Origin of the sequence: Kocuria varians, from assembly GCF_006539885.1 — a bacterium.
In the GTDB taxonomy this organism is placed as follows: Bacteria; Actinomycetota; Actinomycetes; order Actinomycetales; family Micrococcaceae; genus Kocuria; species Kocuria varians.
The window spans coordinates 16,874-42,693 of sequence record NZ_BJNW01000017.1; the positions used below are offsets into that span (position 1 = coordinate 16,874).

Annotated in this window: 21 protein-coding genes; 8 read left to right on the forward strand and 13 right to left on the reverse strand. The window is 72.7% G+C overall.

Features of this window, described 5'->3' with window-relative positions; all coding sequences use genetic code 11:
• Positions 1–102: 102 nt before the first annotated feature.
• The 3 genes from KVA01_RS09590 to ftsY all read right to left on the reverse strand — a co-directional run bounded on the left by KVA01_RS09590 (position 103) and on the right by ftsY (position 3,154).
• Positions 103–441 carry a P-II family nitrogen regulator gene (locus KVA01_RS09590; protein WP_068469544.1) on the reverse strand — a complete coding sequence of 113 codons (339 nt, stop codon included), beginning with the start codon at positions 439–441 and terminating at the stop codon, positions 103–105.
• Entirely contained in the window at positions 438–1,757 is a 1,320-nt protein-coding gene (locus KVA01_RS09595) for an ammonium transporter (RefSeq protein WP_231860649.1), read from the reverse strand. Before KVA01_RS09595 ends, KVA01_RS09590 begins: the two co-directional genes overlap by 4 nt.
• A gap of 275 nt (positions 1,758–2,032) precedes the next feature.
• Positions 2,033–3,154, reverse strand: coding sequence for a signal recognition particle-docking protein FtsY (gene ftsY, locus KVA01_RS09600; protein WP_141269992.1), 1,122 nt, complete (start codon positions 3,152–3,154; stop codon positions 2,033–2,035).
• 31 nt (positions 3,155–3,185) lie between these two features.
• On the opposite strand from ftsY, the gene KVA01_RS09605 reads away from it, so the two are divergent.
• Both KVA01_RS09605 and KVA01_RS09610 read left to right on the forward strand, forming a co-directional pair.
• Positions 3,186–4,484: an MFS transporter gene (locus KVA01_RS09605; protein WP_267899943.1), complete on the forward strand. Its 1,299-nt coding sequence runs from the start codon at positions 3,186–3,188 to the stop codon at positions 4,482–4,484.
• A 69-nt stretch (positions 4,485–4,553) separates the two neighbouring features.
• The gene (locus tag KVA01_RS09610; RefSeq protein WP_068469538.1) at positions 4,554–4,898 is read left to right on the forward strand and encodes a hypothetical protein; all 345 of its coding nucleotides are present in this window, start codon (positions 4,554–4,556) and stop codon (positions 4,896–4,898) included.
• A gap of 49 nt (positions 4,899–4,947) precedes the next feature.
• Here KVA01_RS09610 and smc read toward each other — a convergent pair whose 3' ends face one another.
• On the reverse strand, positions 4,948–8,598 hold the full coding sequence (gene smc, locus KVA01_RS09615; RefSeq protein ID WP_141269994.1) for a chromosome segregation protein SMC: 3,651 nt from the start codon (positions 8,596–8,598) through the stop codon (positions 4,948–4,950).
• Positions 8,599–8,937: 339 nt separating this feature from the next.
• Here smc and KVA01_RS09620 point away from each other — a divergent pair, with 339 nt between their 5' ends.
• From KVA01_RS09620 to KVA01_RS09640, 5 genes are all read left to right on the forward strand, one after another.
• Positions 8,938–9,963 (forward strand): 3-oxoacyl-ACP synthase III, encoded by a 1,026-nt coding sequence (locus KVA01_RS09620; protein WP_141269996.1) that lies wholly within the window; start codon positions 8,938–8,940, stop codon positions 9,961–9,963.
• Positions 9,964–9,989: 26 nt separating this feature from the next.
• A complete protein-coding gene (locus KVA01_RS09625) occupies positions 9,990–12,722 on the forward strand; it encodes an alpha/beta fold hydrolase (RefSeq protein WP_141269998.1) in 2,733 nt (910 codons plus the stop codon).
• A 164-nt stretch (positions 12,723–12,886) separates the two neighbouring features.
• The gene (locus KVA01_RS09630; RefSeq protein WP_371858583.1) at positions 12,887–14,050 is read left to right on the forward strand and encodes an NAD-dependent epimerase/dehydratase family protein; all 1,164 of its coding nucleotides are present in this window, start codon (positions 12,887–12,889) and stop codon (positions 14,048–14,050) included.
• Positions 14,051–14,201: 151 nt separating this feature from the next.
• A complete protein-coding gene (locus KVA01_RS09635; protein ID WP_141270002.1) occupies positions 14,202–14,780 on the forward strand; it encodes a TetR/AcrR family transcriptional regulator in 579 nt (192 codons plus the stop codon).
• A 103-nt stretch (positions 14,781–14,883) separates the two neighbouring features.
• A complete protein-coding gene (locus KVA01_RS09640) occupies positions 14,884–16,299 on the forward strand; it encodes an MFS transporter (RefSeq protein ID WP_231860648.1) in 1,416 nt (471 codons plus the stop codon).
• Positions 16,300–16,404: 105 nt separating this feature from the next.
• Here KVA01_RS09640 and mutM read toward each other — a convergent pair whose 3' ends face one another.
• The 5 genes from mutM to coaD all read right to left on the reverse strand — a co-directional run bounded on the left by mutM (position 16,405) and on the right by coaD (position 19,449).
• Positions 16,405–17,334, reverse strand: a complete 930-nt coding sequence (gene mutM, locus KVA01_RS09645) for a bifunctional DNA-formamidopyrimidine glycosylase/DNA-(apurinic or apyrimidinic site) lyase (protein ID WP_068469528.1) — start codon at positions 17,332–17,334, stop codon at positions 16,405–16,407.
• Positions 17,335–17,341: 7 nt separating this feature from the next.
• A complete protein-coding gene (rnc, locus tag KVA01_RS09650) occupies positions 17,342–18,046 on the reverse strand; it encodes a ribonuclease III (RefSeq protein WP_068469526.1) in 705 nt (234 codons plus the stop codon).
• A gap of 1 nt (position 18,047) precedes the next feature.
• Positions 18,048–18,251, reverse strand: a complete 204-nt coding sequence (gene rpmF, locus KVA01_RS09655; protein WP_012398114.1) for a 50S ribosomal protein L32 — start codon at positions 18,249–18,251, stop codon at positions 18,048–18,050.
• 2 nt (positions 18,252–18,253) lie between these two features.
• On the reverse strand, positions 18,254–18,847 hold the full coding sequence (locus KVA01_RS09660) for a YceD family protein (RefSeq protein WP_068469524.1): 594 nt from the start codon (positions 18,845–18,847) through the stop codon (positions 18,254–18,256).
• 131 nt (positions 18,848–18,978) lie between these two features.
• Positions 18,979–19,449 (reverse strand): pantetheine-phosphate adenylyltransferase, encoded by a 471-nt coding sequence (coaD, locus tag KVA01_RS09665; RefSeq protein WP_068469523.1) that lies wholly within the window; start codon positions 19,447–19,449, stop codon positions 18,979–18,981.
• A 181-nt stretch (positions 19,450–19,630) separates the two neighbouring features.
• Here coaD and KVA01_RS09670 point away from each other — a divergent pair, with 181 nt between their 5' ends.
• Positions 19,631–20,809, forward strand: coding sequence for an aminotransferase class I/II-fold pyridoxal phosphate-dependent enzyme (locus tag KVA01_RS09670; protein ID WP_068469521.1), 1,179 nt, complete (start codon positions 19,631–19,633; stop codon positions 20,807–20,809).
• A gap of 34 nt (positions 20,810–20,843) precedes the next feature.
• Here the strand turns inward: KVA01_RS09670 and rsmD are convergent, their stop codons facing one another.
• The 4 genes from rsmD to thiL are packed head-to-tail and all read right to left on the reverse strand — an operon-like array spanning position 20,844 to position 25,762.
• Positions 20,844–21,425: a 16S rRNA (guanine(966)-N(2))-methyltransferase RsmD gene (gene rsmD, locus KVA01_RS09675; protein ID WP_068469519.1), complete on the reverse strand. Its 582-nt coding sequence runs from the start codon at positions 21,423–21,425 to the stop codon at positions 20,844–20,846.
• Positions 21,422–23,713 (reverse strand): ATP-dependent DNA helicase RecG, encoded by a 2,292-nt coding sequence (locus tag KVA01_RS09680; RefSeq protein WP_141270004.1) that lies wholly within the window; start codon positions 23,711–23,713, stop codon positions 21,422–21,424. The genes rsmD and KVA01_RS09680 overlap by 4 nt, the downstream gene beginning before the upstream one ends.
• On the reverse strand, positions 23,710–24,657 hold the full coding sequence (locus KVA01_RS09685; protein ID WP_082810351.1) for a DAK2 domain-containing protein: 948 nt from the start codon (positions 24,655–24,657) through the stop codon (positions 23,710–23,712). The genes KVA01_RS09680 and KVA01_RS09685 overlap by 4 nt, the downstream gene beginning before the upstream one ends.
• Positions 24,647–25,762 carry a thiamine-phosphate kinase gene (thiL, locus tag KVA01_RS09690; RefSeq protein ID WP_068469517.1) on the reverse strand — a complete coding sequence of 372 codons (1,116 nt, stop codon included), beginning with the start codon at positions 25,760–25,762 and terminating at the stop codon, positions 24,647–24,649. Before thiL ends, KVA01_RS09685 begins: the two co-directional genes overlap by 11 nt.
• Positions 25,763–25,820: the final 58 nt, after the last annotated feature.

Below are 25,820 nucleotides of genomic sequence, written 5' to 3' on the forward strand. Positions count from 1 at the left end.
AAGGGAAGCCCCGCCCGGTCTCCCGGACGGGGCTCCTCCCCTGCCACCTGGCGGCGCTCGGCAAGCGCTCGCACGCACCCGCCGACGACGCCGCGGCTCAGCTCACAGGGCACCCTCGCCGAGCTCGCCGGTGCTCACCCGCACGGTGTTCTCCACGGGGGTGACCCACACCTTGCCGTCGCCGGGTTCACCGGTGCGGGCGGAGGCGACGATCACGTCCACGAGGTCCTGCACCTCGCCGTCCTCCACGACGGTCTCGATGCGCACCTTCTCCAGCAGGTCCACCGTGTACTCGGCGCCCCGGTAGACCTCCCGGTGGCCGCGCTGGCGGCCGTAGCCGTGCACGGTCAGCACGGTCATGCCCTGCACGCCGTAGCTCTCCAGGGCGTCCTTGACGTCACTGAACTTCTCGGGCCGCACCACTGCGGTGATCAGTTTCACTGGGTGTCTCCTTTGCTGGTCACGGGCACGGGGGCCTCGGGGGTCCCCGGCAGCGGGCGGGCGGGGACCTGGCCGGCGAAGTAGCCGGTGGCCTCGTCCTTGAGCGAGTAGGCGGACTCGGCGTGCTGCGTGAGGTCCACGCCGATCACCTCGTCGCGGCGGGTGATGCGCAGCCCCACGGTCGCCTTGAGCACGAGCCCGATCACCAGGGTGAGCACCCCGGTGTAGAGCGCCACGAAAACGGTCGCGGCCAGCTGGGTGCCCAGCAGGGACCAGCCCCCACCGTAGAACAGACCGGCGCGGCCCTCGGAGGGGATCGCCAGGAAGCCGAGCGCCACGGTGCCCACGATGCCCGAGACCAGGTGCACGCCGCACACGTCCAGGGAGTCGTCCAGCCGGATCCGGTACTTCAGGCCCACCGCGATGGCCGAGCACACACCGGCAACCACGGACAGTGCGATCGCCCCCACGGGAGTCACGTTGGCGCACGCCGGGGTGATGGCCACGAGCCCGGCCACGGAACCGGAGGCCGCGCCCAGCGACGTCGCGTGGCCGTCCCGGATGCGCTCGGTGAGCAGCCACGCGAGCATCGCGGCGGCCGGGGCCACCAGGGTGTTCGTCCAGATCAGCGCGGCCTGCTCCACGGTGGTGGCGGCACCGGCGTTGAAGCCGAACCAGCCGAACCACAGGATCGCGGAGCCCAGCATCACGAGCGGCAGGTTGTGCGGGCGCTGGCCCGAGTCACGCCCGAAGCCGCGGCGGGCACCGATCAGCAGGATCAGCACGAGAGCGGCGATGCCCGCGTTGATGTGCACCGCCAGGCCGCCCGCGAAGTCGATGGGCTCGCCAAAGATCCGGCCCAGGGCGCCGTCCTCGGAGAACAGCCCGTCACCCCACACCATGTACGCGAGCGGGAAGTAGACCAGGGTCACCCACACGAGCGTGAACACGACCCACGTGCCGAAGCGCGTGCGGTCCGCGATGGCGCCGGAGATCAGGGCCACGGTGATGATTGCGAACGTCACGGAGAAGTCCGAGGACAGCAGCCCCTCGGTCCCCAGCAGCCCGTGCAGACCCAGGTTGGCGAACGGGTTGCCGGTCAGCCCGCCGAGCACCGGGTCCCCCGCGAGCATCGAACCGCCCCACAGCGCCCAGACGACCGCCACCACGGCGATCGCGGAGAAGCTCATCATCATCATGTTCAGCACACCCTTGGCGCGGGTCATGCCTCCGTAGAACAGCGCGAGTCCGGGGGTCATGAAGAACACCAGCCCCGCGGCCACCACGGTCCACACGTGTCCGGCGGTCAGTTCCACCCGGATCACCTCGTCCCTGTCTCGTGCGGGCACAGCTCTTGCGCCACCTGGGACCAGTCAAGGGGTGCGGTGTTACCGCGGACGGCACGGGCGCGTGACGGGAGTGTTTCGCCTCACGCCCGTGTGTGACGTTCGTGTAAACAGTTGCGGGCACGGCAGCCGGGGCCGCAGTACGGAGCCGTGCAGGTGGGCGGCCGACCGCGTGCGGGTGCGCAGACGACGACGGCGCCAGCCCCCTGGAAGGGGACCGGCGCCGTCGTCGTGGGGTCGCGGTGTCAGTCGATGATCGCGTCCACGAACTGCTCCGCGTTGAAGGGGGCGAGGTCGTCGGGTCCCTCCCCCAGGCCGATCAGCTTGACCGGGACGCCGAGGCCGCGCTGGATCGCGACGACGATCCCGCCCTTGGCCGTGCCGTCCAGCTTGGTGAGCACGATGCCGGTGATGTCCACGGCCTCGGCGAAGACCTTGGCCTGCGCCATGCCGTTCTGCCCGGTGGTCGCGTCGATCACGAGCAGCACCTCGTCCACCGCCGCGGCTTTCTCGATCACGCGCTTGACCTTGCCCAGCTGGTCCATCAGCCCGGCCTTGTTCTGCAGCCGCCCGGCGGTGTCCACGAGCACGACGTCCGCCTCCTGCTCGATGCCGGCCGTGACGGCGTCGTAGGCCACGGACGCCGGGTCCGCTCCCTCCTGCTCGGAGCGCACCGTGGGCACGCCCACGCGGGCACCCCAGGTCTCCAGCTGGTCCGCCGCGGCCGCGCGGAAGGTGTCCGCCCCGCCGAGCAGCACGTCCTTGTCCTCCGCGACGAGCACGCGTGCGAGCTTGCCCACCGTGGTGGTCTTGCCCACGCCGTTGACACCCACGACGAGCACTACGGCGGGCTTGCCGGGCACGGCCTCCGTGCGCACGGAACGGTCCAGCGTGGGGTCCACCAGGGCGAGCATCTCCTCGCGCAGCAGCGCCTTCAGCTCCGCCGGGTCCTTGGTGCCCGTGACGCGCACGCGCTTCTTCAGGTTCTCCACGAGCTCGAGCGAGGCGTCCGTGCCGAGGTCCGCCATCAGCAGCGTGTCCTCGATCTCGTCCCACGTGTCCTGGTCGATGCGCTCGCGCGAGAGCAGCATGAGCAGGCCCTTGCCGAGCACCGTGTTGGACTTCGCGAGACGACCTCGCAGCCGTTGCAGGCGACCACGGGCAGACTCGGGACGCTCGAGGGTGGCGACCGGGCTGTCCTCCACGACCTCCGCGCCGTCGAGGTCCGGGAGGTCGTCCAGGTCCCGCGTGCCCGTGTACCCGCCACGGGGTGCCTTGGGCCTGCGCAGCAGCAGCACACCGAACACCACGAGCAGCAGCACCACCACCGCGGCGACCACCAGTATCCACATCAGTTGAGTCGTCATCACCCGTCTAATCTCCCATAAACTGCTGGGCGTGTCCCGCCCCGAACCCCGTGATCCCGCCGACGCCGACGTCCCGGCCACCCCGGACGACCCCCGCACCGATCCGCATCTCTCAGAGTCCCCCTCCGCGGCCCGGGAGAAGGTGCCCCAGCCCATCAAGGTACTGATCGCGGCGGCCTTCGTGATCGCGCTGGGCTACGGCATCGTGGCACCCGTGCTGCCGCAGTTCGCCTCGAGCTTCGGGGTGGGCGTCGCGGCGGCCTCCGCGGTCATCAGCGCCTTCGCCCTGTGCCGCCTGGTCTTCGCGCCCGCAAGCGGTGCCGTGGTCAACCGGCTCGGCGAGCGCCCCACCTACCTGATCGGGCTGATCGTGGTCGCGCTGTCCTCCGCGGCCACCGCCTTCGCGCAGAGCTACTGGCAGCTGCTCCTCTTCCGCGGCCTGGGCGGGATCGGCTCCACCATGTTCACCGTCTCCGCCATGGGCCTGATCGTCCGGCTATCCCCGCGCACCATGCGCGGGCGGGTCTCCGGGTACTACGCCACCGCGTTCCTGCTGGGCGGCATCCTGGGCCCGGTGCTCGGCGGCGCGCTCGCGGGACTGGGCATGCACGCCCCGTTCCTCATCTATGCGGGCGCGCTGTTCGTTGCCGTGCTCGTGGTCTGGGTGCGGCTCAAGGACGAGACGCTCGGCTCCAAGGGCGCGGGCGCCGCGCAGCCGGCCATGCGGGTCCGCGAGGCGCTCGACGTCGGCGCGTACCGTGCCGCGCTCGCCTCCAGCTTCTCCACGGGGTGGACGGCCATGGGCGTGCGGGTGGCGCTGGTCCCCCTGCTCGCCACGCAGATCGTGGGCGATGGACCGGCCGTCGCCGGGCTCGCGCTCGCCCTGTTCGCGGTGGGCAACGCGAGCGCCCTGACCGTCACCGGACGGCTCACGGACCGGATGGGCCGCAAACCGCTCGTGCTCACCGGGCTCGTGCTGTGCGGGCTCGCGACCATCGGCGTGGGGCTGAGCACCACAGTAATCGCGTTCTCCGTGCTCTCCCTGCTCGCGGGTGTGGGCTCGGGCACGCTGAACCCCGGGCAGCAGGCGGCGGTCGCGGACGTGATCGGCCCCGACCGCGCCGGCGGCAAGGTACTCTCCCGCTATCAGATGTGCGCGGACGCCGGCCAGATCGCGGGCCCGGTGCTCGCCGGCGCACTGGCGGACTCCGCGGGCTTCGGCTGGGCCTTCGGTGTCTCCGGATCGCTCATGCTGCTCGCCGCCCTGGCCTGGCTCCCGGTGCGCGAGACGCTGCCGGAGGGCGCACGCGGGGAGACGACGAAGGGCTGAGCGTCATGGCGGGGACACGGCGGGACGGGCGGCGAGGCCGCCAGTGGGTCTGGATCGTGGGAGTCCCCCTTGACCCCTTCCCAGGCACTGGCCCGCATCGACCACGCACTGCGGGATCAGGCCGCCGAGCTCACCGTGTCGGCAGAGACTCTGCACCTGCGAATGGGCTCTGACGAGGTGTACCGGGTGAAGGGGTCCGCCTCGGACAAGGGCTGGGCCGCACTTCCCCTCGCGGCCACTTTCCGGGCGGAGCCGCACGACGCCGGGTCGCTCATCCACGCAGAGGCCCGGGACGACCTCGGGTGGTATGCCGCCCCACCACAGCCGTTCGTCGAGAACGAGGTGCAGCGGCGCGCCGCAACCCTCATCCGCCGCGCCCGAGAGTCCACTCAGCACCCCGCCGCCGACCGCTGACGCGTGGGCCGTCGAGGCGACCAAACGTCGTCGCCCCCGGTCAGTACTTCTACCGCAGCTCCGAGAGCTGCTGGCCCACCACCAGGCTCACGCCGTCGCCGCGCATGGACACCCCGTAGAGGGCGTCCGCGATCTCCATGGTGCGTTTCTGGTGGGTCACGATGATCAGCTGCGAGCTCTCCTGCAGCTGCTCGAAGACCGTGAGCAGACGTCCCAGGTTACGGTCGTCCAGGGCGGCCTCCACCTCGTCCATCACGTAGAACGGGGAGGGCCGCGCCTTGAAGATGGCCACGAGCAGGGCCAGGGCCGTGAGCGAGCGCTCCCCGCCGGAGAGCAGTGAGAGCCGCTTGATCTTCTTGCCGGCCGGGCGGGCCTCGACCTCCACGCCGGAGTTGAGCATGTCGTCCGGGTCGGTCAGGCGCAGCCGGCCCTCGCCGCCGGGGAAGAGGGTCGAGAACACGGACACGAACTGCTCGGCGGTGTCCCGGTAGGCCTCCGCGAAGACCTCCTCCACGTGGCGGTCCACGTCCCGGATGATGTTGCGCAGGTCGGTGCGGGAGTTCTTGACGTCCTCCAACTGCGTCACCAGGAAGGTGTGGCGCTCCTCCAGCGCCGCGAACTCCTCGAGCGCGAGCGGGTTCACCTTGCCCAGCGCCTTGAGCTGCTTCTGGGAGCGCTGCAGCCGCAGCTCCTGCTCCTCGCGCCGGAAGGGAGCCCCGGGATCGGTCATGCTCGGCAGAGCCAATTGCACGGAGCCGCCCGATTCCTCCGCGGTCTGGGCCGCCTCGATGGCGGCGTCCGCGTCCGGCACGGGCAGGTGCGGGCCGTAGTGGTCCACGAGGAAGTCCGGGGTCAGGCCCAGCTCCTCGAGCGAGGTGGTCTCAAGGCTCTCCACGCGGGCGCGCCGCTGGGCGAGGTCCAGCTCCGCCCGGTGCAGCTGCTCGGTGAGCTCGGCGAGGCCGCGGGAGACCTCGTCGCGCTCGGTGCGCAGACGCTGGGCGGCCTCGTCCAGACCGGCGCGTCGCGTCTCGATCTCGTCGCGTTCCGCAGCGGCCTCTCGCGCGGACTCCTCCGCACGGTCCCGCAGGTAGTCCGCGGCCGTGCCCACGGCGAGCGCCACGGCGGCCTGGACGCGACGTCGTTCGGCCCGGCGTGCGGCCTCGGCCTGGGCGGCCCGTTCGGAGCGGGCGGCCCGCGCCTGTGCCTCGGCCCGGGAGGCCGCGTGGCGCTGCTGCTCCTCGAGACCGCGCAGGGCCAGCCGCGCCTCGGTCTCCGTCTCGCGGGCGGCACGAGCCTGGGCCTCCGCACGGTCCTTCGCGGCGGCCGCGGTGAGCTGCTCCCGCTCGAGGTCCTCCTTGTCCCCCGTCTCCACGGCCTCCGCGCGCTCCACGGCCTCGCGGAGCTCGGCGTCGCGCTGGGCGAGACGCTGCTCCGCGGTGGCGAGCACGTCGCGGCGGCGCTGCAGCTCGGAGTCCGCCGACGACGCCGTGGCCTCCGCCCTGCTCAGGGCGGCCCCCGCCGCGGCGGCCTCCTTCTGGGCACGGTCCGAGGCCTGGGCCGCCTCCCGCGCCTGCGCGGCGGCACGGGACCGCTCGGTCTCCGCGTGCTCCGCGGCCGCGGTCGCGGTCTCGGCGGTCTCCCGCAGCCGTGCGAGGTCCGCCTCCAGCGTGTCGATCAGCGGGTAGAGCTCGAGCGAGCCGGCCGCCTCCGTGGCGCCGCCCTGCGCGCGGTGGCGCGAGTACACGTCCCCCCGGCTCGTGGCGACCCGCACCAGGTTCGCCGTGGACTCGTCGCGGGCCAGGGCGGTGTCGAGGACCTTCACGGCGCTGTCCGTGTCCGGCGCGAGCACCACGGTCGCGAGCTCCGAGCGCACCGCGGCGAGCACGCGCGTGGTCTCCGGGCCGTCCGCACCCGCGGACACGACGTCGGCGGCGCACACGCACCCCGGCGGAAGGGTGAGCCGGGCGACGGTGGCGTCCCGGGCGTCGTCGTTGGCTCCCGAGACCACCAGGTGCACGCGCCCCGCGCCGGCCTCCGTGAGCCTCGCGAAGACGCGGGCCGCGGCGGTGTGGGAGGAGACGGCGAGCGCCTCCGACCACGGTCCGAGAGCTGCCGCCACGGCGCGCCCCCACCCCGGTGCCACCCGCACGGCGCGCGGCACCTCACCGAGCACGGGCACGACGTCCGCCACGGAGGCCGAGCCGTCCGGCTGGCGCACGGACTGGCGCAGTGTCTCCAGGCGCACGGTCGTGGTCTTCAGCTCACCGGCGGCGGCCTGACGTGCGGACTCCGCCGCGCGGCTCTCGCGTTGGGCCGTCTCCGCGGTCTCCCCGGCCTCGCGTGCACGCTCGCTCGCGTGCCGAGCCCGCTCGGCCGTGGACTCCGCCGCCTCCGCGAGGGACGCGGTGTCCAGACGGGCCTTCTCGGCGCGGGTCACGACGTCGGTGATCTCCCCGCGCACGCGCTCGACGTCCGCCTCGGCAGCCGAAAGCCCCGAGCGGGCGGCCGTGACCGCCGCCGCGAGCCGGGCCTGCCCCGCGCGCCGGTCCGCGGCCCGGCGCACCAGCTCCGCGGAGCGCGCCTCGGCACCGCGGGCGTCGTCCTCGGCCTGCTGACGGTCGGTCTGCGCAGCCTCGAGCGAGGTCCTCGCCGCATCCACCCGCTCGGCGAGCTGCTCGGTCTCCGCCCGGGTGCGGGCGGCCTGCTCCTCGAGGGCGTCCGCGTCTCGCGTCTGGGAGGCGGGCTCCTCCGTACTGCCCAGGAGTCGACGCCGCTCCCCCGCGAGCGCGGACAGCGCCCGGTAGCGGTCGCGGACGGTGCTCAGCTCGTACCAGCTCGTGCGGGCGGCGTTGAGCGCCGGGGCCGTCTGGGCCGCGCGCGTCTCCGTCTCGTGCAGCCGCTCGGCGAGCGCCGCAGCGGACTTCTCCAGCTCGTCCTTGCGGGCCCGCGCCTGCGCACTGGCGCCCTGGTCCGTGTCCAACCCGGCGCGCGCGGCCACGAGGTCGTCGGCGAGCAGCCGGGCCCGGGCATCCCGCACGTCGTACTGGATGCGCTGGGCCTTGCGGGCGGTGCGGGCCTGGCGTCCGAGCGGCGTCAGCTGGCGCTGGATCTCGCCCGTGAGGTCTTCGAGCCGGTCCAGGTTCGCCTGGACGGACTCGAGCTTGCGCAGGGTCTTCTCCTTGCGCCGCCGGTGCTTGAGGATGCCCGAGGCCTCCTCGATGAAGCCGCGGCGGTCCTCCGGGGTCGCCTGCAGGATCCGGTCCAGCTGCCCCTGACCCACGATCACGTGCATCTCACGGCCGAGCCCCGAGTCCGAGAGCAGCTCCTGGATGTCCAGCAGACGGCACGAGCGGCCGTTGATCGCGTACTCGGAGCCCCCGGAGCGGAACAGGGTGCGCGAGATGGTGACCTCGGAGTACTCGATGGGCAGGGCGCCGTCGGCGTTGTCGATCGTGAGCGAGACGTGCGCGCGGCCCAGCGCCGAGCGCCCGGAGGTGCCGGCGAAGATGACGTCCTCCATCTTCCCGCCGCGCAGCGACTTGGCCCCCTGCTCCCCCATCACCCAGGCCAGGGCATCCACCACGTTGGACTTGCCGGAGCCGTTGGGGCCCACCACCGCGGTGACCCCGGGCTCGAAGTGGAACGTGGTGGCCGATGCGAAGGACTTGAAACCACGCACGGTGAGGGTCTTCAAGTGCACGCCGGGGGTCTCCTGTGTCAGGGGCGCCGCGTCCGGGCGGCAGGGGGCTGCCGGGCCAGGGAGCGGGCGCGGGGTTCGGGGGTGGCTCCCGAGTCTACCCGGCGCCACCGCGCGGACCCGGGCCGACGACGTCGCCCGCTCCCGCCCGTCCCTGCGGGTCACCGGCGGCGTGTCCTGGGCATACACCCGGCCGCGGGCGAACGTCCCGCGCGGGCGGAACACCCTGTCAGCCGGGGCCGTTAGACTGAGCCGGTCCAACCCGCTTCTTCACCCGGGCGCCGAGGCTCTTCACGTTCGATTCCTTGACGGTACGGGTGGCGTCTGATCGAAAGCGCCACATTGACCGGTAACTCCACCATCACCAACCGCAACGTAGCGTTCCTCTCCGTGACCAAGACGGAGGCGGACGTGGTGATCCCGTCCACCCGGTTCGATGAGGAGCTGGCCGAGACCTTCCGGCGGCTGCGGATGCCCAAGGGGCTGCTGGAACGCCTCGCCGGGATCAAGGAGCGCCGCGGGTGGGCCCCGGGACGCCACTTCACGGACGGTGCCACGGAGGCGGGCGAGGCCGCACTCGCGGAGTCGGGAGTGCGCCCCGAGCAGATCGGGCTATTCGTCAACGCCTCGGTCACGCGCGACAACTACGAGCCCGCCGTGGCGGTGGGCATCCACGAGCGCCTGGGCCTGCCCAGCTCCGCGCTGAACTTCGACATGACCAACGCGTGCCTGGGCTTCGTGAACGCGCTGACCGTCGCGGCGTCCATGATCGACGCCGGGGCCATCGAGTACGCGCTCGTCGTCGCCGGCGAGGACCCCTCGCCGTGGCACAAGGCCGCGGTGGAGCGGCTGCGCGCGGACGACATCACCCGCGAGCAGGTCGTCCAGGAGTTCGCAACCCTGACGCTCGGCTGCGGTGCCGCCGCCGCCGTGGTGGGTCCCGCGGACCGCCACCCGGACGGGCACCGGATCGTGGGCTCCGTGACCCGTGCGGGCACCGAGTTCAACCACCTGTGCATCGGCGGGGACGACGGCATGTTCACGGACGCCACCGGCTTGCTCAACCACGGCGTGGGCCTCGTGGTGGAGGCCTGGCACGAGGCCGAGCAGGACGGCTGGGACTGGCGGGAGATGGACTCCTACGTCACGCACCAGGTCTCCAACTCCCACACGAACAAGCTCATCGAGGACATGGGGCTCGACGCCACCAAGGTCCCCCTGACCTTCCCCTACTGGGGCAACGTGGCCGCGGCCGCACTGCCCATGACCCTCGCCCTGGAGGCCGAGCGGCTCGAGCCCGGAGCGCGGGTGCTGTGCCTGGGCGTGGGGTCCGGACTGAACACGACCCTCATGGAGATCGCCTGGTGAGCGTCCCCGAGAACGGAGCAGCACGCATGACCTCCACCCCCGCCGGGGACGGCGCACGCCTCCCCTTCACGGACACCCCCCTGCCGGGCCTGGACCCCGCGTGGTCGCGCACCCTCCCGGTGCCCTCGACCGCCGGCGTGGAGCCGGTACCCGGACGCACCCGCAGCTGGCACGTCCTGGACAATGCGGACGTGATCGCCCGCTCCGGTGCCACCCCGCAGGGCATCGTCCTGGCCGTGCACGGCAACCCCACGTGGTCCTACCTGTGGCGCGACGTGCTGCGGGCCGCGGCCCAGGCCGAGCGGCCATGGCGCGTGGTGGCCGTGGACCAGCTGGACATGGGCTTCTCCGAGCGCACCGGGCTCTTCCGGCGGCTGGAGGACCGCGTCACGGACCTCGGCGACCTCACCCGAGCGCTCGGCGTCGACACGGCGGGCCTGCCCGTGGTCACGCTCGCCCACGACTGGGGCGGGCTGATCTCCCAGGGCTGGGCCCAGGAGCACCCCGGGATCCACGCGGGCACCGTCATGACGAACACCGCCGTGCACCACGACGACGCCGAGGCCATCCCCTCCGCGCTGCGCCTGGCCCTGAACAAGGCCGTGCACGGACCCGTGACCACCGGTTCCACCGCGTTCATCGACACCACGCTCGCCCTGTGCGACCCGGCGCCGTCCGCAGCGGTCAAGCGCGCGTACAAGGCCCCCTACACGTCCAAGGAGCGCCGCGAGGGCGTCGCGCACTTCGTCGCGGACATCCCCGCGCCGCCGGAGCACCCCTCCCACGCCGCGTACGAGCGGATCGCCGGGCGCATGAGCGCCCGCGAGGTTCCCACCCTGCTGCTGTGGGGCACGGGCGACCCCGTCTTCCAGCAGCGCTACCTCGAGGACCTGATGCGCCGCGCCCCGCACGCGGACGTGCACCGTTACGAGGGCGCCAAGCACCTGCTGACCGAGGCCCGGGACATCGCCACCCCGATCCTCGCGTGGCTCGACGAGCAGTTCGGCCCCGCCGAGGCCGTGGTCGAGTCCCACCGCGAACGCCGCGCACGGGGCCGGGCGGCCTTCGTGCCGTTCTTCGCCGAGCTGGACGCGCGCCGCCACGACGACACCCCCGCCGTGGTGGACATGGGTCCCGTGACCGGCACCGTGGACGGGACCGCCCCGGAGCTGAGCATCGAGCGCAGCGTCTCGTGGGCGCAGCTATCCTCCTCCGTGGACCGGCTCGCCGTGGCACTGCTGCGCACGGGCGTGCGCCCAGGGGACCGGGTCAACCTCATGGTGCCCCCGGGCTCGCAGCTGACCACCCTGATCTACGCGTGCCTGCGCATCGGCGCGGTCATCGTGGTGGCGGACCAGGGGCTGGGCCGCAAGGGCCTGACCCGTGCGCTGCGCGGCTCCTCGCCGCAGTGGTTCGTGGGGATCCGCAAGGCACTCGTGGGTGCGCGCGCGCTGGGCTGGCCCGGGCGCCGGATCGCCGCGGAGTCCATGGACCCCGTCTCCAAGAAGCTGCTGGGCGTGGAGCACACCGTCCCGGAGCTGATGGACTCGGTGACCGCCGTGCGCCCTGGCGAGATTCCGGACGTGGATCCTGACGCCGAGGCCGCCGTGCTGTTCACCTCCGGCTCCACCGGCCCGGCCAAGGGCGTCGTCTACACGCACCGTCAGATGGCGGGCATGCGGGACACCATCCGTGACACCTACGGGCTGCGCGCCGGAACCGGACTCGTGGCCGGCTTCGCACCGTTCGCCCTCCTGGGCCCCGCGCTGGGTGCCGCGTCCGTGACCCCGGACATGGACGTCACGAGCCCCAAGACGCTCACGGCGCAGGCCCTCGCCCAGGCCACCATGGCCATCGAGGCGTCCGCGGTGTTCGCATCCCCGGCGGCCATCGAGAACGTCCTCGCCACCGCGGACGAGCTCTCCCACGACGAGCGGGACGCCCTCGCCCGGGTCGGCCTCATGCTCTCCGCCGGCGCACCGATCCCCGAGGCCCTGCTGGTGCGGCTGCAGGAGCTCATGCCCGCGGCGGAGCTGCACACGCCCTACGGTATGACCGAGGCCCTGCCGCTCACGGACGTGAGCCTGGACGTCATCCGGGCCGCGCGCGAGGACGCCCAGCGCGGCGTGGACGGCGCCGGCCGGGGCGTCTGCGTGGGCACCCCCGTGGAGGGCGCCCAGCTGGGCGTGCTGCCGCTGCGGGCGGACGGCTCGGTCTCCGAGGAGATCGTCACGACCCCCGGGGTCACCGGCGAGATCGTGGCCCGTGCACCGCACGCCAAGGACCACTACGACCGGCTGTGGATCACCGAGCGCGAGTCGGACCTCACCCCGGGGTGGCACCGCACCGGGGACGTGGGGCACTTCGACGCCCGCGAACGGCTCTGGTACGAGGGTCGCCTCGCGCACGTGATCACCATGGCGCAGGGCCCCGTGTCCTCCGTGGCGGCCGAGCACGCCGCCCAGCGCGTCCCCGGTGTGGGCCGCGCGGCCGTGGTGGGCGTGGGACCCGTGGGCTCGCAGTCCGCGGTGGCCGTGATCGAGACGGTCCCCGCCGCGAAGAAGCCGAGCGTGGCTCCCGCGGAGCTGAGCGAGCGCGTGCGAGGCACGGTGGCCTTCGCCACCGGCCTGCCCGTGAGCGCCGTGCTGGTGCTCCCCGAGCAGCCCACGGACATCCGCCACAACTCCAAGATCGACCGGACCGCATTGAGTGACTGGGCCGAGCAGGCGCTGGCCACCGGAAAGCTGAGGGACCTGTGAGCGACGACCAGACCCGCGGGCGCCACCGCGCCACGGACAGCCACCCCGCCGAGCCCGCGGGCACCGGGAAGACCCCGGCCGCCCAGGGCACGTCCTTCGAGGTCCAGGGCTCGGCTCAGATCGCGGACCCCGAGCGCGGCGGCGCCACCGCCACGCAGGGAGCGCTGGACGGCACCGGGCGCACCGCCCTGGTGACCGGGGCCTCCGGGATGCTCGGCGGCGACGTCGCCCGCGTCCTACTCGCGCGCGGCTGGAAGGTCCGCGTGTTCCAGCGCGGCCTCGCCGCCGTCGCCGAGCGCGAAGGCGTGGACGAGGTGCTGGGCTCCGTGGACGACCCCGAGGCCGTGGCCCGCGCGCTCGACGGCGTGGACGACGTCGTCCACCTGGCCGCCAAGGTCTCCTTCACCGGGGACTGGGCCGATTTCGTGCGCGTGAACGCGACGGGGACGCGCGTGCTGCTGTGCCAGGCGCAGAACGCCGGGGTGCACAACGTCGTGTTCGTGTCCTCCCCCTCCGTGGCCCACGAGGGCGTGTCGATCGAGGGCGCAGGCGCGGAACCCGCAAACCCGCAGACCGCGCGTGGCAACTACGCACGGTCCAAGGCCGCGGCCGAGCTGCTCGCCCTGAGCATGGACGGGCAGCGGGAGCTGAAGGTCGCCGCCGTGCGCCCGCACATCGTGTGGGGTCCCGGTGACACGCAGCTCGTGGAGCGCGTGGTGGACCGCGCGGCCGCGGGTCGCATGCCGGACCTCGACCACGGTGCCGCAATGATCGACACCACCTACATCGACAACGCCTCCGAGGCCATCGTGCGCGCGCTCGAGCGGATCGACGCCGTGCACGGCCGTGCGCTCGTGGTCACGAACGGTGAACCGCGTCCCGTGGGCGAGCTCGTGGCACGCATGTGCGCCGCGGCGGACGTCCCCGCCCCCACGTTCTCCGTGCCCGGCTCCGTGGCCCGCTTCGCCGGTCGCGTGATCGAGAAGGTCTGGCCGCACGTCCCCGCCCGGTTCCGCGGCGGCGACGACGAGCCCCCCATGACCGAGTTCCTCGCCGAGCAGATGTCCACGGCCCACTGGTTCGACCAGCGCGAGACCCGCGAGCTGCTGGACTGGACGCCCTCCGTGAGCCTGGACGAGGGTTTCGCGCGGATCGCGGAGTACTACCGCGACCACCCGCGCCCCGGCAAGCACACGGGTTCGGTCTCCCTCGACCGCGTGGAGGAGGTCGCGGACGACCAGCGTGCCCGCGCCGAGGACTCCTCCGTGGCGTCCGAGGCCAAGGACAGCGGTGTGACCACCGACCTGCAGAGCGTGCGCGACCGCTGACCCGCGCGGTGCAACGCCGCGCACCGAGGCCCGTTCGGCCCAGGACACTCCTGGGACCGGACGGGCCTCCTGCGTGCCCGGACTCTGCTTGCGCTCTCGAACTCTATTACGGTACAAATGTACGCGTACGTTTGTTTGCAGAGGAGGCGGTATGGGCGAGCAGGAGAAGGCCGCGCCGCGCAGGCGCGACCCCGAGCGGCGTCGTCGGGAGATCCTGGAGGCGGCCGCCGAGATCGTGGTGACCCGAGGGCCATCGGCGCTGACCCACCGGGCGATCGCCGCCCACGCGGGGATCCCGCTGGGCACCATCACGCGCCACTTCCCCTCGATCGACGCCCTGCGGGAGACCGCCCTCGAGACGGTCGGAACCGAGAACGAGGCGGAGCTCGACGTCGTGCAGCGCGAGCTCACCAACCATCCGGACCCCGCGGCGCGGCTCGCCGAGCTGATGCACGAGGACCACCTCGACATCCGGCAGGCCCACGCGTCCATCGCCATGATCACCGCCGCGGTCCACGACGACCGGCTGCGTTCCCTGGCCCGGCGGTGGAGCGAACGCCTCACGGAGATCCTCACCGCGCACTGCGACCCGGAGAGCGCCCGCGCCATGGCCCGCTACGTGGACGGTGCGCTCGTCGAGACCGTCCTCTCCGACGGACCCCCCAGCACGGCGACGATGACCCGCGCCCTGCGTGCCCTGATGTCCCCGAGCCCCGCGGAAGGCGAATGACCGTGACCACTGCCCCTGCCGCCACCTAGGCCACCCCGACCATGTCCCGCGGCCGCCGCTGGGGCGCCCTTGCCGTGCTGAGCGCGACCTGATCGTCATCACCATGGACATGACGATCCTCAACATCGCCCTGCCCACGATGTCCGCGGAGCTGCACCCGTCCTCCGACCAGCAGCTGTGGATCGTGGACATCTACTCCCTCGTACTGGCCGCGCTGCTCGTGCCCGTGGCCGGCCTCGCCGACCGGTGGGGGCGCAAGCGCATGCTGCTGCTCGGCTACGTCGTCTTCGCGGCGGCCTCCCTGCTCGTGCTCGTCGCGGACTCCCCCGGCGCGGTCATCGCGATCCGCGCACTGCTGGGCGTGGGCGGTGCCATGGTCATGCCCACCACGCTGTCCCTGATCTGCGTGGTGTTCACCGACCCGAAGGAGCGCGCGACCGCCCTGAGCGTGTGGGCAGCGGCGTCCGGACTCGGCTCGGTCGCGGGGCCACTCGTGGGTGGCTTCCTGCTCGAGCACTTCTCGTGGCACTCGGCGTTCCTCATCAACGTGCCCCTCGTGGGCCTGAGCGCCGTGGGCGGCTTCCTGCTGCTGCGCGAGTCCCGCGTGTCCGGGCTCGGCCGCTTCGACGGCCTCTCCGCGGTGCTGTCCCTGGTGGGCATGTCCACGCTCGTGTGGTCGCTGAAGCAGTTCGGCAAGGACGCCGACGCCGCCGCGGCACCGGCGTGGACCGCGCTGGCCGTCGCGGTGGTCACCCTGGCGTGGTTCATCACGCGCAACGTTCGCAGCGAGACTCCCCTGCTCGACATCCGGCTCTTCCGCGGGCGGCAGTTCAGCGCGGGCATCATCGCCGCTTTCAGCGCCACGTTCTCCCTGACCGCCGCGCTGCTCCTCGTGGCCCAGTGGCTGCAGCTCGTGCAGGGGGCGAGCCCCATCGAGGCCGGTGTCCAGCTCATCCCGATCGTGGTCGTGGGCGCCGTCTCCTCCTTGGCCGCACCGGTGGTGAGCCGCTGGATCGGTGCACGGGCGGTCCTGGCCGGGGGTCTCGGACTCGCGGGGATCGGGCTGCTGCTCATCGGGGCGATGCCGTCCCTCACGCTGGCGAGCGTCGTCGCTCCCCTGTGCCTCGTGGGTGCGGGCATGGGAGCACTGGCCATCGGCTCCGCCCTGATCATGGGCGGCTCTCCCCCGGAGAAGGCCAGCAACGCCGGCGCCCTGGAGGAGACGGCGTACGAGCTGGGCGGCACGTTCGGTGTCACCATCCTGGGCAGCATCTCCGCGCTCGTGTTCAGCGCCGGGCTCACGGGCTCCGCCGTGTTCGCCACGCTTCAGCGGCAGCACCCGGAGCTGGCCGAACAGGCCCGGGAGTCGCTCGGGGCGGCCATGGGCATCGCGCCACCGAGCAGGGCCTACCGGAGCTGGCGCAGCAGGCGGCACTGTCCCTCACGGACTCGCTGCAGGTGGCAGGTCTGTCCGGCGGTGCATTCATGGTGTGCGCGGCGGTGCTGGTGTTCTTCCTGACGCCGCGCGGGGCGTGCGTGGCCGAGGGGCACTGAGCACCGGGACGCCAACGGGGAGGTCCTGGCCCATGGAACTGCCCGTCACGGAGCTGTCGGGCCTCTCTTCTCAGGGCCGGAAGCGGCGCGGCCTCTTCTGGCACCGCGAGCAGCGGTACGAGGACCGGTTGGCGAACTTCTCCCGCACGATCACCCCGTCCTCACCGGCAGCCTCGCAGCGGGGGCACGGCAGCCCCTCCCGCCCGTAGGCGTTGAGCGAGCGGGCGAAGTACCCCGACTCCCCGTTCACGTTGACGTACAGCGAGTCGAAGCTCGTGCCGCCGGCGTCGAGCGCCCTGCGCATGACCTCCTGGCACGCCGCCACGAGCTCACGGGTGCGCGGCGCGGTCATCGTCTCGGTCGGCGCCGCCCAGTGCAGCCGGGCGGCCCAGAGGGCCTCGTCCGCGTAGATGTTGCCGATCCCGGAGATCAGCCCCTGGTCCAGCAGCGCACGCTTCAGGCCCGTGCGGCGGCGTCGTAGGGCGGCGTGGAAGGCGGCCACGTCGAAGAGCGGGTCCAGCGGGTCGCGGGCGATGTGCGCGGCGTGCTCGGGAACCAGCCCATGACCGTCCGTGCTGGGCACGAGCGGGTCCAGGAGCATGCCGCCGAAGATGCGCTGGTCCACGAACCGTGCCTGCTCGGGCAACGGCTCACCGGTCTCGGAGGCGGAGGGAGAGAGACCCAGTCGGATGCGTTCGTGACGCGGGGCGGGCTGGTCCTCGGAGGCGACGAGCAGCTGACCACTCATCCCCAGGTGCACGAGCAGCGACCGCGCGGGCTCGGCCTCGGCACCGTCCCGCAGCGGGAGCCAGAGAAACTTGCCCCGCCGTTGCGCGGAGTCCACCGTCAGCCCGGCCAGGCGCTCCTGGAAGTCCAGGACACCGGCCGTGTGGCGGCGCAGGGAACGGGCGTCGAAGACCTGCACGGACTCGACCATGCGCCCCACGACCCAGCGCTCGACGCCGCGGCGCACCACCTCCACCTCGGGCAGCTCGGGCACGAGTGCCTCAGCCCTTGGCGGGGAAGCGTTCGGTGATCGCCTCGCACGCGGCGGCGGCGGCGGAACGCTCGGCGGCCTTCTTGGAGGTGCCCTCGCCGTGGCCCAGGATCTCCCCGGCCACCACGGCGTCCGCCGTGAAGTGGCGTTCGTGGTCCGGACCGGTGCCCTCGACCTCATAGCGCACGGTTCCCAGACCGTGCTGGGCGGCGAGCTCGACCACCTGGGTCTTCCAGTCCTTGCCCTCGCGCAGCACGCGCGTGTCCTCGAGCAGCGGGATCATCATGCGCAGCACGAGGTCCCGGGCGGGCAGTGCCCCCTGGGACTCGTAGACCGCGCCGATCAGCGCCTCGGTGGTGTCCGCGAGGATCGAGGCCTTCTCGCTGCCGTGCGTGCGGATCTCGCCCTTGCCCAGCCGGATGTGCGGGCCCAGGTCGAAGGTGCGGGCCACGCCCGCGAGTGCCCGGGCCGAGACCACGGAGGCCCGCAGCTTGGCGAGCCGCCCCTCGTCCCACTCCGGGTACCGGTGGTAGATCTCGTCCGTCACGGCGAGCTGCAGGACGGCGTCGCCCAGGAACTCGAGGCGCTCGTTGTGCAGCTCCCCCGGGTGCTCGTAGGCGTAGGAACGGTGCGTCAGCGCAATGCGAAGCGTCTCGGTGTCGATGTCGACACCGAGACGCCTCTGCAGTTCGCCGGGATCCGGCAACGTTGCCACGTTACGCGTCAGCGACCTTGCGACCCTTGTACTCGTAGAACAAGGGGGTGCCGGCGGAATCGGAGACCAGCTTGGCCTGGTGCGGCAGGCTGTAGCTGACCTTGCCGTTCTCGACGGTCTTCACCAGCTTCGGCGCCTGCGCCTTCCACTGCGAACGACGCATCCGGGTATTCGCACGGGACATTTTCCGCTTGGGAACAGCCACGGCTATCTCTCTTCTCTCGTGTCGGTTGTCGGCAACGACGCATCCGGTTCCTGATCCGACTCGGTCATCAGGGCCTTGAGGGCGGACCAGCGGGGATCCGTCACGTCGTGGTGGTGGTCCGGGTCGTTCTCGAGCCGTGCACCGCACTGGGCGCACAGGCCCGGGCAGTCGGCCCGGCACACCGGTTGGAACGGCAGCTGAGTGATCACTGCGTCCCGAAGCATCGGTTCGAGGTCGATCTCTTCGTCCGTCACTTCATACACTTGCTCGTCCTCGACGTTCTCGTCGCCCTTGGGGGACGGTTCGAAGACGAAAAGCTCTTGCACGTCGACCGGTAGTTCGTAGTCAATGGGGTCGAGGCACCTGCTGCACTCCCCGTGAACACTGACGATCACGGTTCCGCTGACCAGAATACCGTCGTGGACGGATTCCAGCCGCAGCTGCAGATCCATGGGCGTGCCCTCGGGGGACCCGATGAGCGCCGTCCCGAAGTCCTTCGGTGCGGGGACCTCGACGTCCAGGGTTTCCATGGTCCCCGGACGGTGTTCGAGCTCCCTGACGTCGAACGCGAGGGATGAACTGTTGCGGTGATTCACGAAACTCCTGGCTGACTACACTGGCCGACAGACCACCTTAGCACGCAGTGCGCCTGCGCTTCATCCCGCGCGGGCCGACGACGCCGCACCGCCCCGCGGGTGGGGCGCCTCGCCCCGGGCGCGTGGCCGCCTCAGCGCGTGAGGATCGCGTGCAGCACGCGCGGCGGGACCATCTCCGCGACGTCCCCGCCCAGGGAGGCCACCTCCATCACGAGCGAGGAGGAGACGTGCAGCAGCGAGGGCTCCCCCGGGAGGAAGACCGTCTCGACCCCCGTGAGCGAGCGGTTCATGGTGGCCATGGGCAGCTCGTAGTCGTAGTCCGCACCGTTGCGCAGCCCCTTCACAAGCGCCACGGCCTCGCGCTGCGCCGCGTAGTCCGCGATGAGTCCGGAGGCGAGCGGTTCCACGACCACACCGGGCTCGTCCGCGAAGACCTCGCGGACCATGGCGATCCGCTCCTGCTCCGTGAACCGGTGGGACTTGTGCGGGTTCGTGGACACCGCCACGACCACCTCGTCGAAGAGGCGGGCGGCGCGGCGGATGACCGCGCAGTGTCCCAGGTGCAGCGGGTCGAAGGACCCCGGGCAGATGGCGCGTTTCATGCGCTCCACCCTAGCGGCCCCGCCCGAGCCGCACGGCGGGAAGCTGGCCCGGCGGCGTCGTCGTGACGGGGGCACCGCCCCGCTTTCCTAGACTGTTCCCATGACCGCGACTCCGCAGAACCCTCGCTCAGCAGCCGTCCCCGCGGGCCGGGAGCCCCTCCGCGCCGCCCCGTGGCAGCGCATGGCGGACGGGGGCGGGCTGCTGGACCCGTCCGGGCAGCTGCGCTCCACGATCTTCGAGGAGATGACGGCACTGGCCCGGCGCACGGGGTCCGTGAACCTCGGCCAGGGCTTCCCGGACTTCGACCCGCCCCGCGAGATGGTCGACGCCGCGGTGGCCGCCCTGCACGCCGGTCACCACCAGTACGCGCCCATCGTGGGCGTCCCCGCCCTGCGTGAAGCGGTGGCCGCGCACCAGCGGGAGCACTACGGCCTCGCCCTCGACCCGGACGGCCAGGTGACCGTGTGCGCCGGGGCCACCGAGGGCATGACCGCGGCCCTGCTGTCCCTGCTGCAGCCCGGGGACGAGGTGGTGATGTTCGAGCCGCGCTACGACCTCTACGGCGCGGTGGTCGATTTCGCCCAGGCCGTCCCCGTGGCCGTCCCGCTGCTGCCGCCCACCTTCACGCCCGACCCCGACGACGTCCGCGCCGCCTTCTCCCCGCGCACCCGCGCCGTGATCCTCAACGACCCCCACAACCCCACGGGCACGGTGGCCTCCCGCGAGTTCAAGCAGCAGCTCGTGGAACTCGCGACGGAGTTCGACGCCGTGATCCTCACGGACGAGGTCTACGAGCACCTGCGCTACGACGGCCCCCACGAGCCCATCGCCCAGCTGCCCGGTGCGGCGGCCCGGACCCTGAGCGTCTCCTCCGCGGGCAAGACCTTCTCGGCCACGGGCTGGCGCGTGGGCTGGGTCAGCGGACCGCGGGACCTGGTCAGCGGCGTGACCGCCGTGAAGACCTACCTCTCCCACAGTGCCGCGGCTCCCCTGCAGCACGCGGTCGCCACCGCGCTGTGCTCACCGGCGTCCTTCTACGAGCGGCTGCTCGGAGACTACCGCGAGCGCCGGGACGTGGTGGTCTCCGGGCTGCGGGCGGCGGGGCTGCACCCGCCGATGCCCGAGGGCACGTTCTTCACGGTGGCGGACGTCAGCGACCTCTACCCGCTGGCCGGTGTCCAGGACGCCACGGGCCTCGCGCACCACTGGGCCGAGACCGCCGGCGTGGTGGGCATACCGGTGTCCGCGTTCGCGGGGCCGGGCAACCGCGGACTCTACGCGGACTGGCTGCGGCTCGCGTTCTGCAAGCGCACGGACGTGCTGCGCGGTGCCATGGCGGGGTTGGCCGCGTCCATCTGACGGGCTGGGACAGACCCGCGCCCGGCGGCGTGGGTCACGACGCCGCGGCGTCGTGCTCCGCCTCGAGATACCAGATGCGCGTCTCGCCGTGGTCGCTGGCCTCGAAGCGTCGCAGACCGGCGGGCCAGGCGGGTTCCTCCGTGCGCGCCGAGCGCTCGACCACGACCACCCCGCCCGGACCCAGCCGGTCGGCCAGGGGCACGAGGGTGCTCGCGAGCTCGTCGTTCTCCAGCGGGTACGGCGGATCCACGAGCACGAGGTCCCAGCGGTGGAACGGGGCGCGCCCCAGGTACCCGGCAACGGCCGACTGCACCGTGGTGATCTTGGTGTCCGGGCAGGCGGCCCGCAGGATCTCGGCGTTCGCACGGCAGACCTTCGCCGCGGCACCGGCGCGCTCCACCAGCGTCACGGTCGAAGCACCCCGGCTCGCCGCCTCCAGCCCCAGGGCGCCGGAGCCTGCGAAGAGGTCCAGCACGCGCGCGCCGTCGCACATGCCCCAGGCGTCCAGGCGCGCGAACAGCGACTCCTTGACCCGGTCCGTGGTCGGGCGCGTGGCCGAACCCGGGACGGAGTGCAGCCGCTGGCCACCGGCTCGTCCGGCAATGATGCGTGTCATCCTCGCTCCAGGAAGGCTTGTCGGTCCTCGTCCAGGACCCGTCCGATGGCGACCCGCAGGTCCGGGTGGGCCGTGAGCTGCGGGTCCTCGGTGATCACGGCCTCGGCGGCGGTGCGGGCGCGGGCCACGAGGGCCTCGTCCCGCAGGACGCCCACCCACCGCAGGCCGGAGCGCCCACCGGACTGGGACGCTCCGAGGATGTCCCCCTCCTTGCGCAGCCGCAGGTCCACCTCCGCGAGCTCGAAGCCGTCGGTGGTCGCCGCGACGGCGTCCAGCCGCGTGCGTGCCGGGTGCTCCGGCAGCGTGCGGGTCACGAGCAGGCACGTGCTCGCGTGCTCGCCGCGTCCGATCCGCCCCCTCAGCTGGTGCAGCTGGGAGATCCCGAACCGCTCGGGGTCCACGACCACCATCAGGGTGGCGTTGGGGACGTCCACCCCCACCTCGATCACCGTGGTGGCCACGAGCACGTCCACGGTCCCGGCCGCGACGTCCGCCATGGTGCGGGCCTTGACCTGCGCGTCCTGGCGGCCGTGCAGGACGCCCACCCGGGCGCCGCGCAGCTCCGGGCGGGCCGTGACGAGCTCCTCGAGCCACGCGACCGTTGCCGGCTCCGGCTCTTCCGGATCAGCCTCGAGCGACTCCCGCAGACTCGTGAAGGAGGGCACGGCGGCGTCGTCGCCGATCTTGGGGGCGACCACGTAGACCTGGTGACCGTTCGCAATGTGCTCCGCGGCCAGCTGCCACACGCGGCGCTCCCACGCGGGGCCGTGCTCGGCGAGACCCACCACGTGCGTCTCAATGGGTTGGCGACCACCGGGCAACTCGCGCAGCGTGCTCACGTCCAGGTCACCAAACACCGTCATGGCCACCGTGCGAGGGATGGGCGTGGCGGTCATGACCAGGGTGTGGGGGCTCGTGCCGGCCTTGTCCCGCAGGGCGTCGCGCTGCTCCACGCCGAAGCGGTGCTGCTCGTCCACCACCGCGAGTCCCAGGTCCGCGAACTGCACGGCCTCCTGGATCAGCGCGTGCGTGCCCACGACGATCCCCGCCGCGCCGCTCGCGATGTCCAGCAGTGCCTTGCGGCGCGCCGTGGCGCCCATGCTCCCGGTGAGCAGGGTGACCTCCGTGGCGTGGTCGTCGCCTCCCAGCCGACCCGGCATAGCGAGGGGACCCAGGGCGCGGGTGATCTTCTCGTGGTGCTGCGTGGCGAGCACCTCGGTGGGCGCGAGCATGGCCGCCTGCCCGCCGGCATCCACGATCTGCAGCATGGCGCGCAGGGCCACCACGGTCTTGCCGGAGCCCACGTCACCCTGCAGCAGCCGGTTCATGGGTGCGGTGCCCGCCAGCTCCGCGGAGATCTGCTCCCCGACCTCGCGCTGCCTCGGCGTGAGCTCGAACGGCAGGGAGGCATCGAAGCGCGCCAGGAGCCCGTCCTCGACCACGGGTCGGGGCGCCACCGGGTGCGCGGCGTGCTCGGCGCGGCGACGCCTCAGCTCCGTCTGCAGCACGAACGCCTCCTGGAAGCGGAAGCGGCGCTGCGCGGCCTCGTACGCGGCCACCGACTCCGGCCGGTGCAGGTCCCGGTACGCCTGCCCCGGGGGTACGAGCTTCTCCGCGGCCACGACCTCCGGCGGGAGCGGGTCCGCGAGCGAGTCCAGGTCCGCCGTGACCAGCACCTGGTGCACCACCTTGGCGATCCGCGGGGTGGTCAGCTTCGCGGTCTCCGGGTAGACGGGGATGGGCAGCAGCTCCCCGTCCTCCGAGCGTTCGAGGGACTCGGGCGCCTCCACGGGGGCGTAGTCCGCGCCCGCCATGGACAGCGTGCCGCGGTAGAACTCGGGTTTGCCCGTGAACAGGGCGAGCGAGCCCACGGGGAGGTCCTTCTGCGCGGAGTACGCGTTGAAGAAGGTGATCTTCAGGCTGGCCCCGGTGTCGTCCGCGACCGTGACGTCCGTGAGGCTGCGGCGCGGATCGCTGCGCATCCGCCGGGTGCTGGAACTCTCCACGCGCGCGACGAACGAGGTGCGCTCCCCCGCGACCAGCTCCGTGAGCGCCTGGATCTTCCCGCGACGGATGTAGCGCCGGGGAGAGTGGTCCAGCAGCTGGCCCACGGTGGTGATGCCGAGCTCCTTCTCGAGCAGGGCCACGGTGGAGCGCGGCGAGTTCCCCGGGACGTAGCGCGTGAGGGGCTGGTCGAGGAGGTCCGCGAACGCGGTGACGCCCGTTCCCGTGCCGACCGGGGTGGGCGCGGCTCCGGCACCGGCGGCCGCGGTGTCGTGGCTGGTCACCGCGGATCCGCCGTGAGCGAGGTGACCGTGACGTTGCGGGCCTTGCCGCGCCGGCGCATGAGCTCCAGGGCCGTGTCCGGGTCCGCCACGTGCACGTGGACGCGCCACGTGTAGCCGTCCTCGTGCTCGCTCACGGCGCTGACGATCACACTCTCCCCGGCGTCGTCGAGCTCGTGGCGCAGCTCGGCCGCATCCAGCGCGTGCAGGTCCATGGTCCCCATGACCTCGAAGCCCTCCATCTGCTCCTGGGGCTCGCTCGAGCGCGGCAGGGCGTGGTGGCGCACGATCGCCGCCACGGGGTCCGGGGCATCCTCCTCCCCGCCGAGCTCCGAGCGCAGGGCGGAGAGGATCACGAGCATCCCCAGCGCACCGGAGTCCACGGTGCCGCGCTCGGTCAGGACGGGGATCTGCTCCACGGTGTCCAGCACTGCCTGTGTACACGCCGTGACCATGTCGTCGAGCCACTGGGCGAGCTGCTGGTTGGAGCCCTCCGGGCAGTCCTCCGGGACGGGCACCTCCCCGGCGGCCTGCAGCACCGAGAGCATGGTGCCGGGCACGGGGTCCGTGAGGGCGGACGAGCAGCGCACCCGCGCCGCCATGAACGCGTCCTTGAGCTGCTCCGCGGTGAGCCGGGCGCTGCCCTCCACGGCGTGGCCCATGGCGGTGAGCGTGAGGGCGGCGAGCATGCCGGAGTTCCCGCGAGCCTCCTCGAGCGCCGCCTGGCCGGCGTAGAGCAGCAGCTCGCCCACGTCCCTGCCCTCGATCAGGTGCGCGGCCTCAGCGGCGTGGCCCAGAGTGGTGCTGAGGTTCGCGCCAGTGTCCGCGTCCGCGACGGGGAAGACGTTGAGGTTGTCCAGGACGTCCGCGTGATCGCACAGACCGCGGTGCGCGGCGTCGAGCCAGCTGCGCACCTCCGCGGTGGACGATCCGGGCTTACGGCTCAAAATGATCCCATCCTTCGACGACGTCGCGCCCGAACCACTGCCGCGGGGAGCGCCCCGCGATCGTGACGGCCGGGCCGGCGCGATGCTGCTCGTGCGCCGCGGTCCCCTCCTCGTCGACCACCCCGGGGGCGGTCCTGGCGGGTGCCGTGGGTGCACACGAGCCTATCGCACGAGCCCCCGGGGGAAGCGGGGAATCCACAGGGAGGACGGCCAGCAGACCGTGGTCCTCACCGCCCGTGAGCACCCACTGCCAGGGGTCCGCGCCGACGGCGCGCGCGGCCGGTTCCAGGGTCTCGGCGGCCGTTTCCAGGGCGGCAGGGTCCAGGTCCACGACGAGCCCCGAGGCACGAGCGAGCCGCCCGGCGTCCCGCAGCAGGCCGTCCGAGACGTCGAGCATGGCGGTGGCTCCGGCGCGCGCCAGCGCGAGTCCCGCGGTGACGGGCGGACGGGGCCGCAGCTGCGCGGTGGTGAGCTGCTCCCGCAGCTCCTCCGGGACGCCGTCCCAGGGACCGGGAACCGGGCTCAGCAGGGCGGCGAGACCGGCTGCCGCGCGGCCGAGCACCCCGGTGTGGACGAGCACACCCCCGGCCGTGGCCCCGGCCCGCAGCACCGGGGGAAGCTCGCAGCGACCCATGGCGGTGGCGGTGATCGACAGCTCCGTGCCGCGCCCCAGGTCCCCTCCCACGAGCGCGCACTCTGACGCCCCCAGCTCTTCGAAGGCGCGGGAGAGCCCGGTGGCGAAGTCGGTGACCCACTGCACCGGCGTGTCCCCGGGCAGGGTCAGGGACACGACGATCGCGGTGGGAACGGCACCCATGGAGGCGACGTCCGCGAGGTTCTGGGCGGCGCACTTGCGGCCCAGGTCCGCGCCCGTCGTGTGTCGGCCACTCGGCCACACCGCGAGGAAGTCCTGCCCCTCGGTGAGCGTGTCCGTGGTGACCACCACGCGTCCCCCGGGTGTCGCCACCACCGCGCAGTCGTCCCCCGGACCGGTGAGGACCTGCGCGCCGCGGGTCGTGGCGCCGGGGAGGAACGCCTCCAGCAGCTGCGACTCGCTCAGCTCGGAGACCGTGGTGCCGGGCCGTGCGGCGGGCTCGTGCGTCATGCTCCTCACCCTAGCCACGGGGTCCGACGCGCTGAAGGAGCACGGTCCACCGCCTATC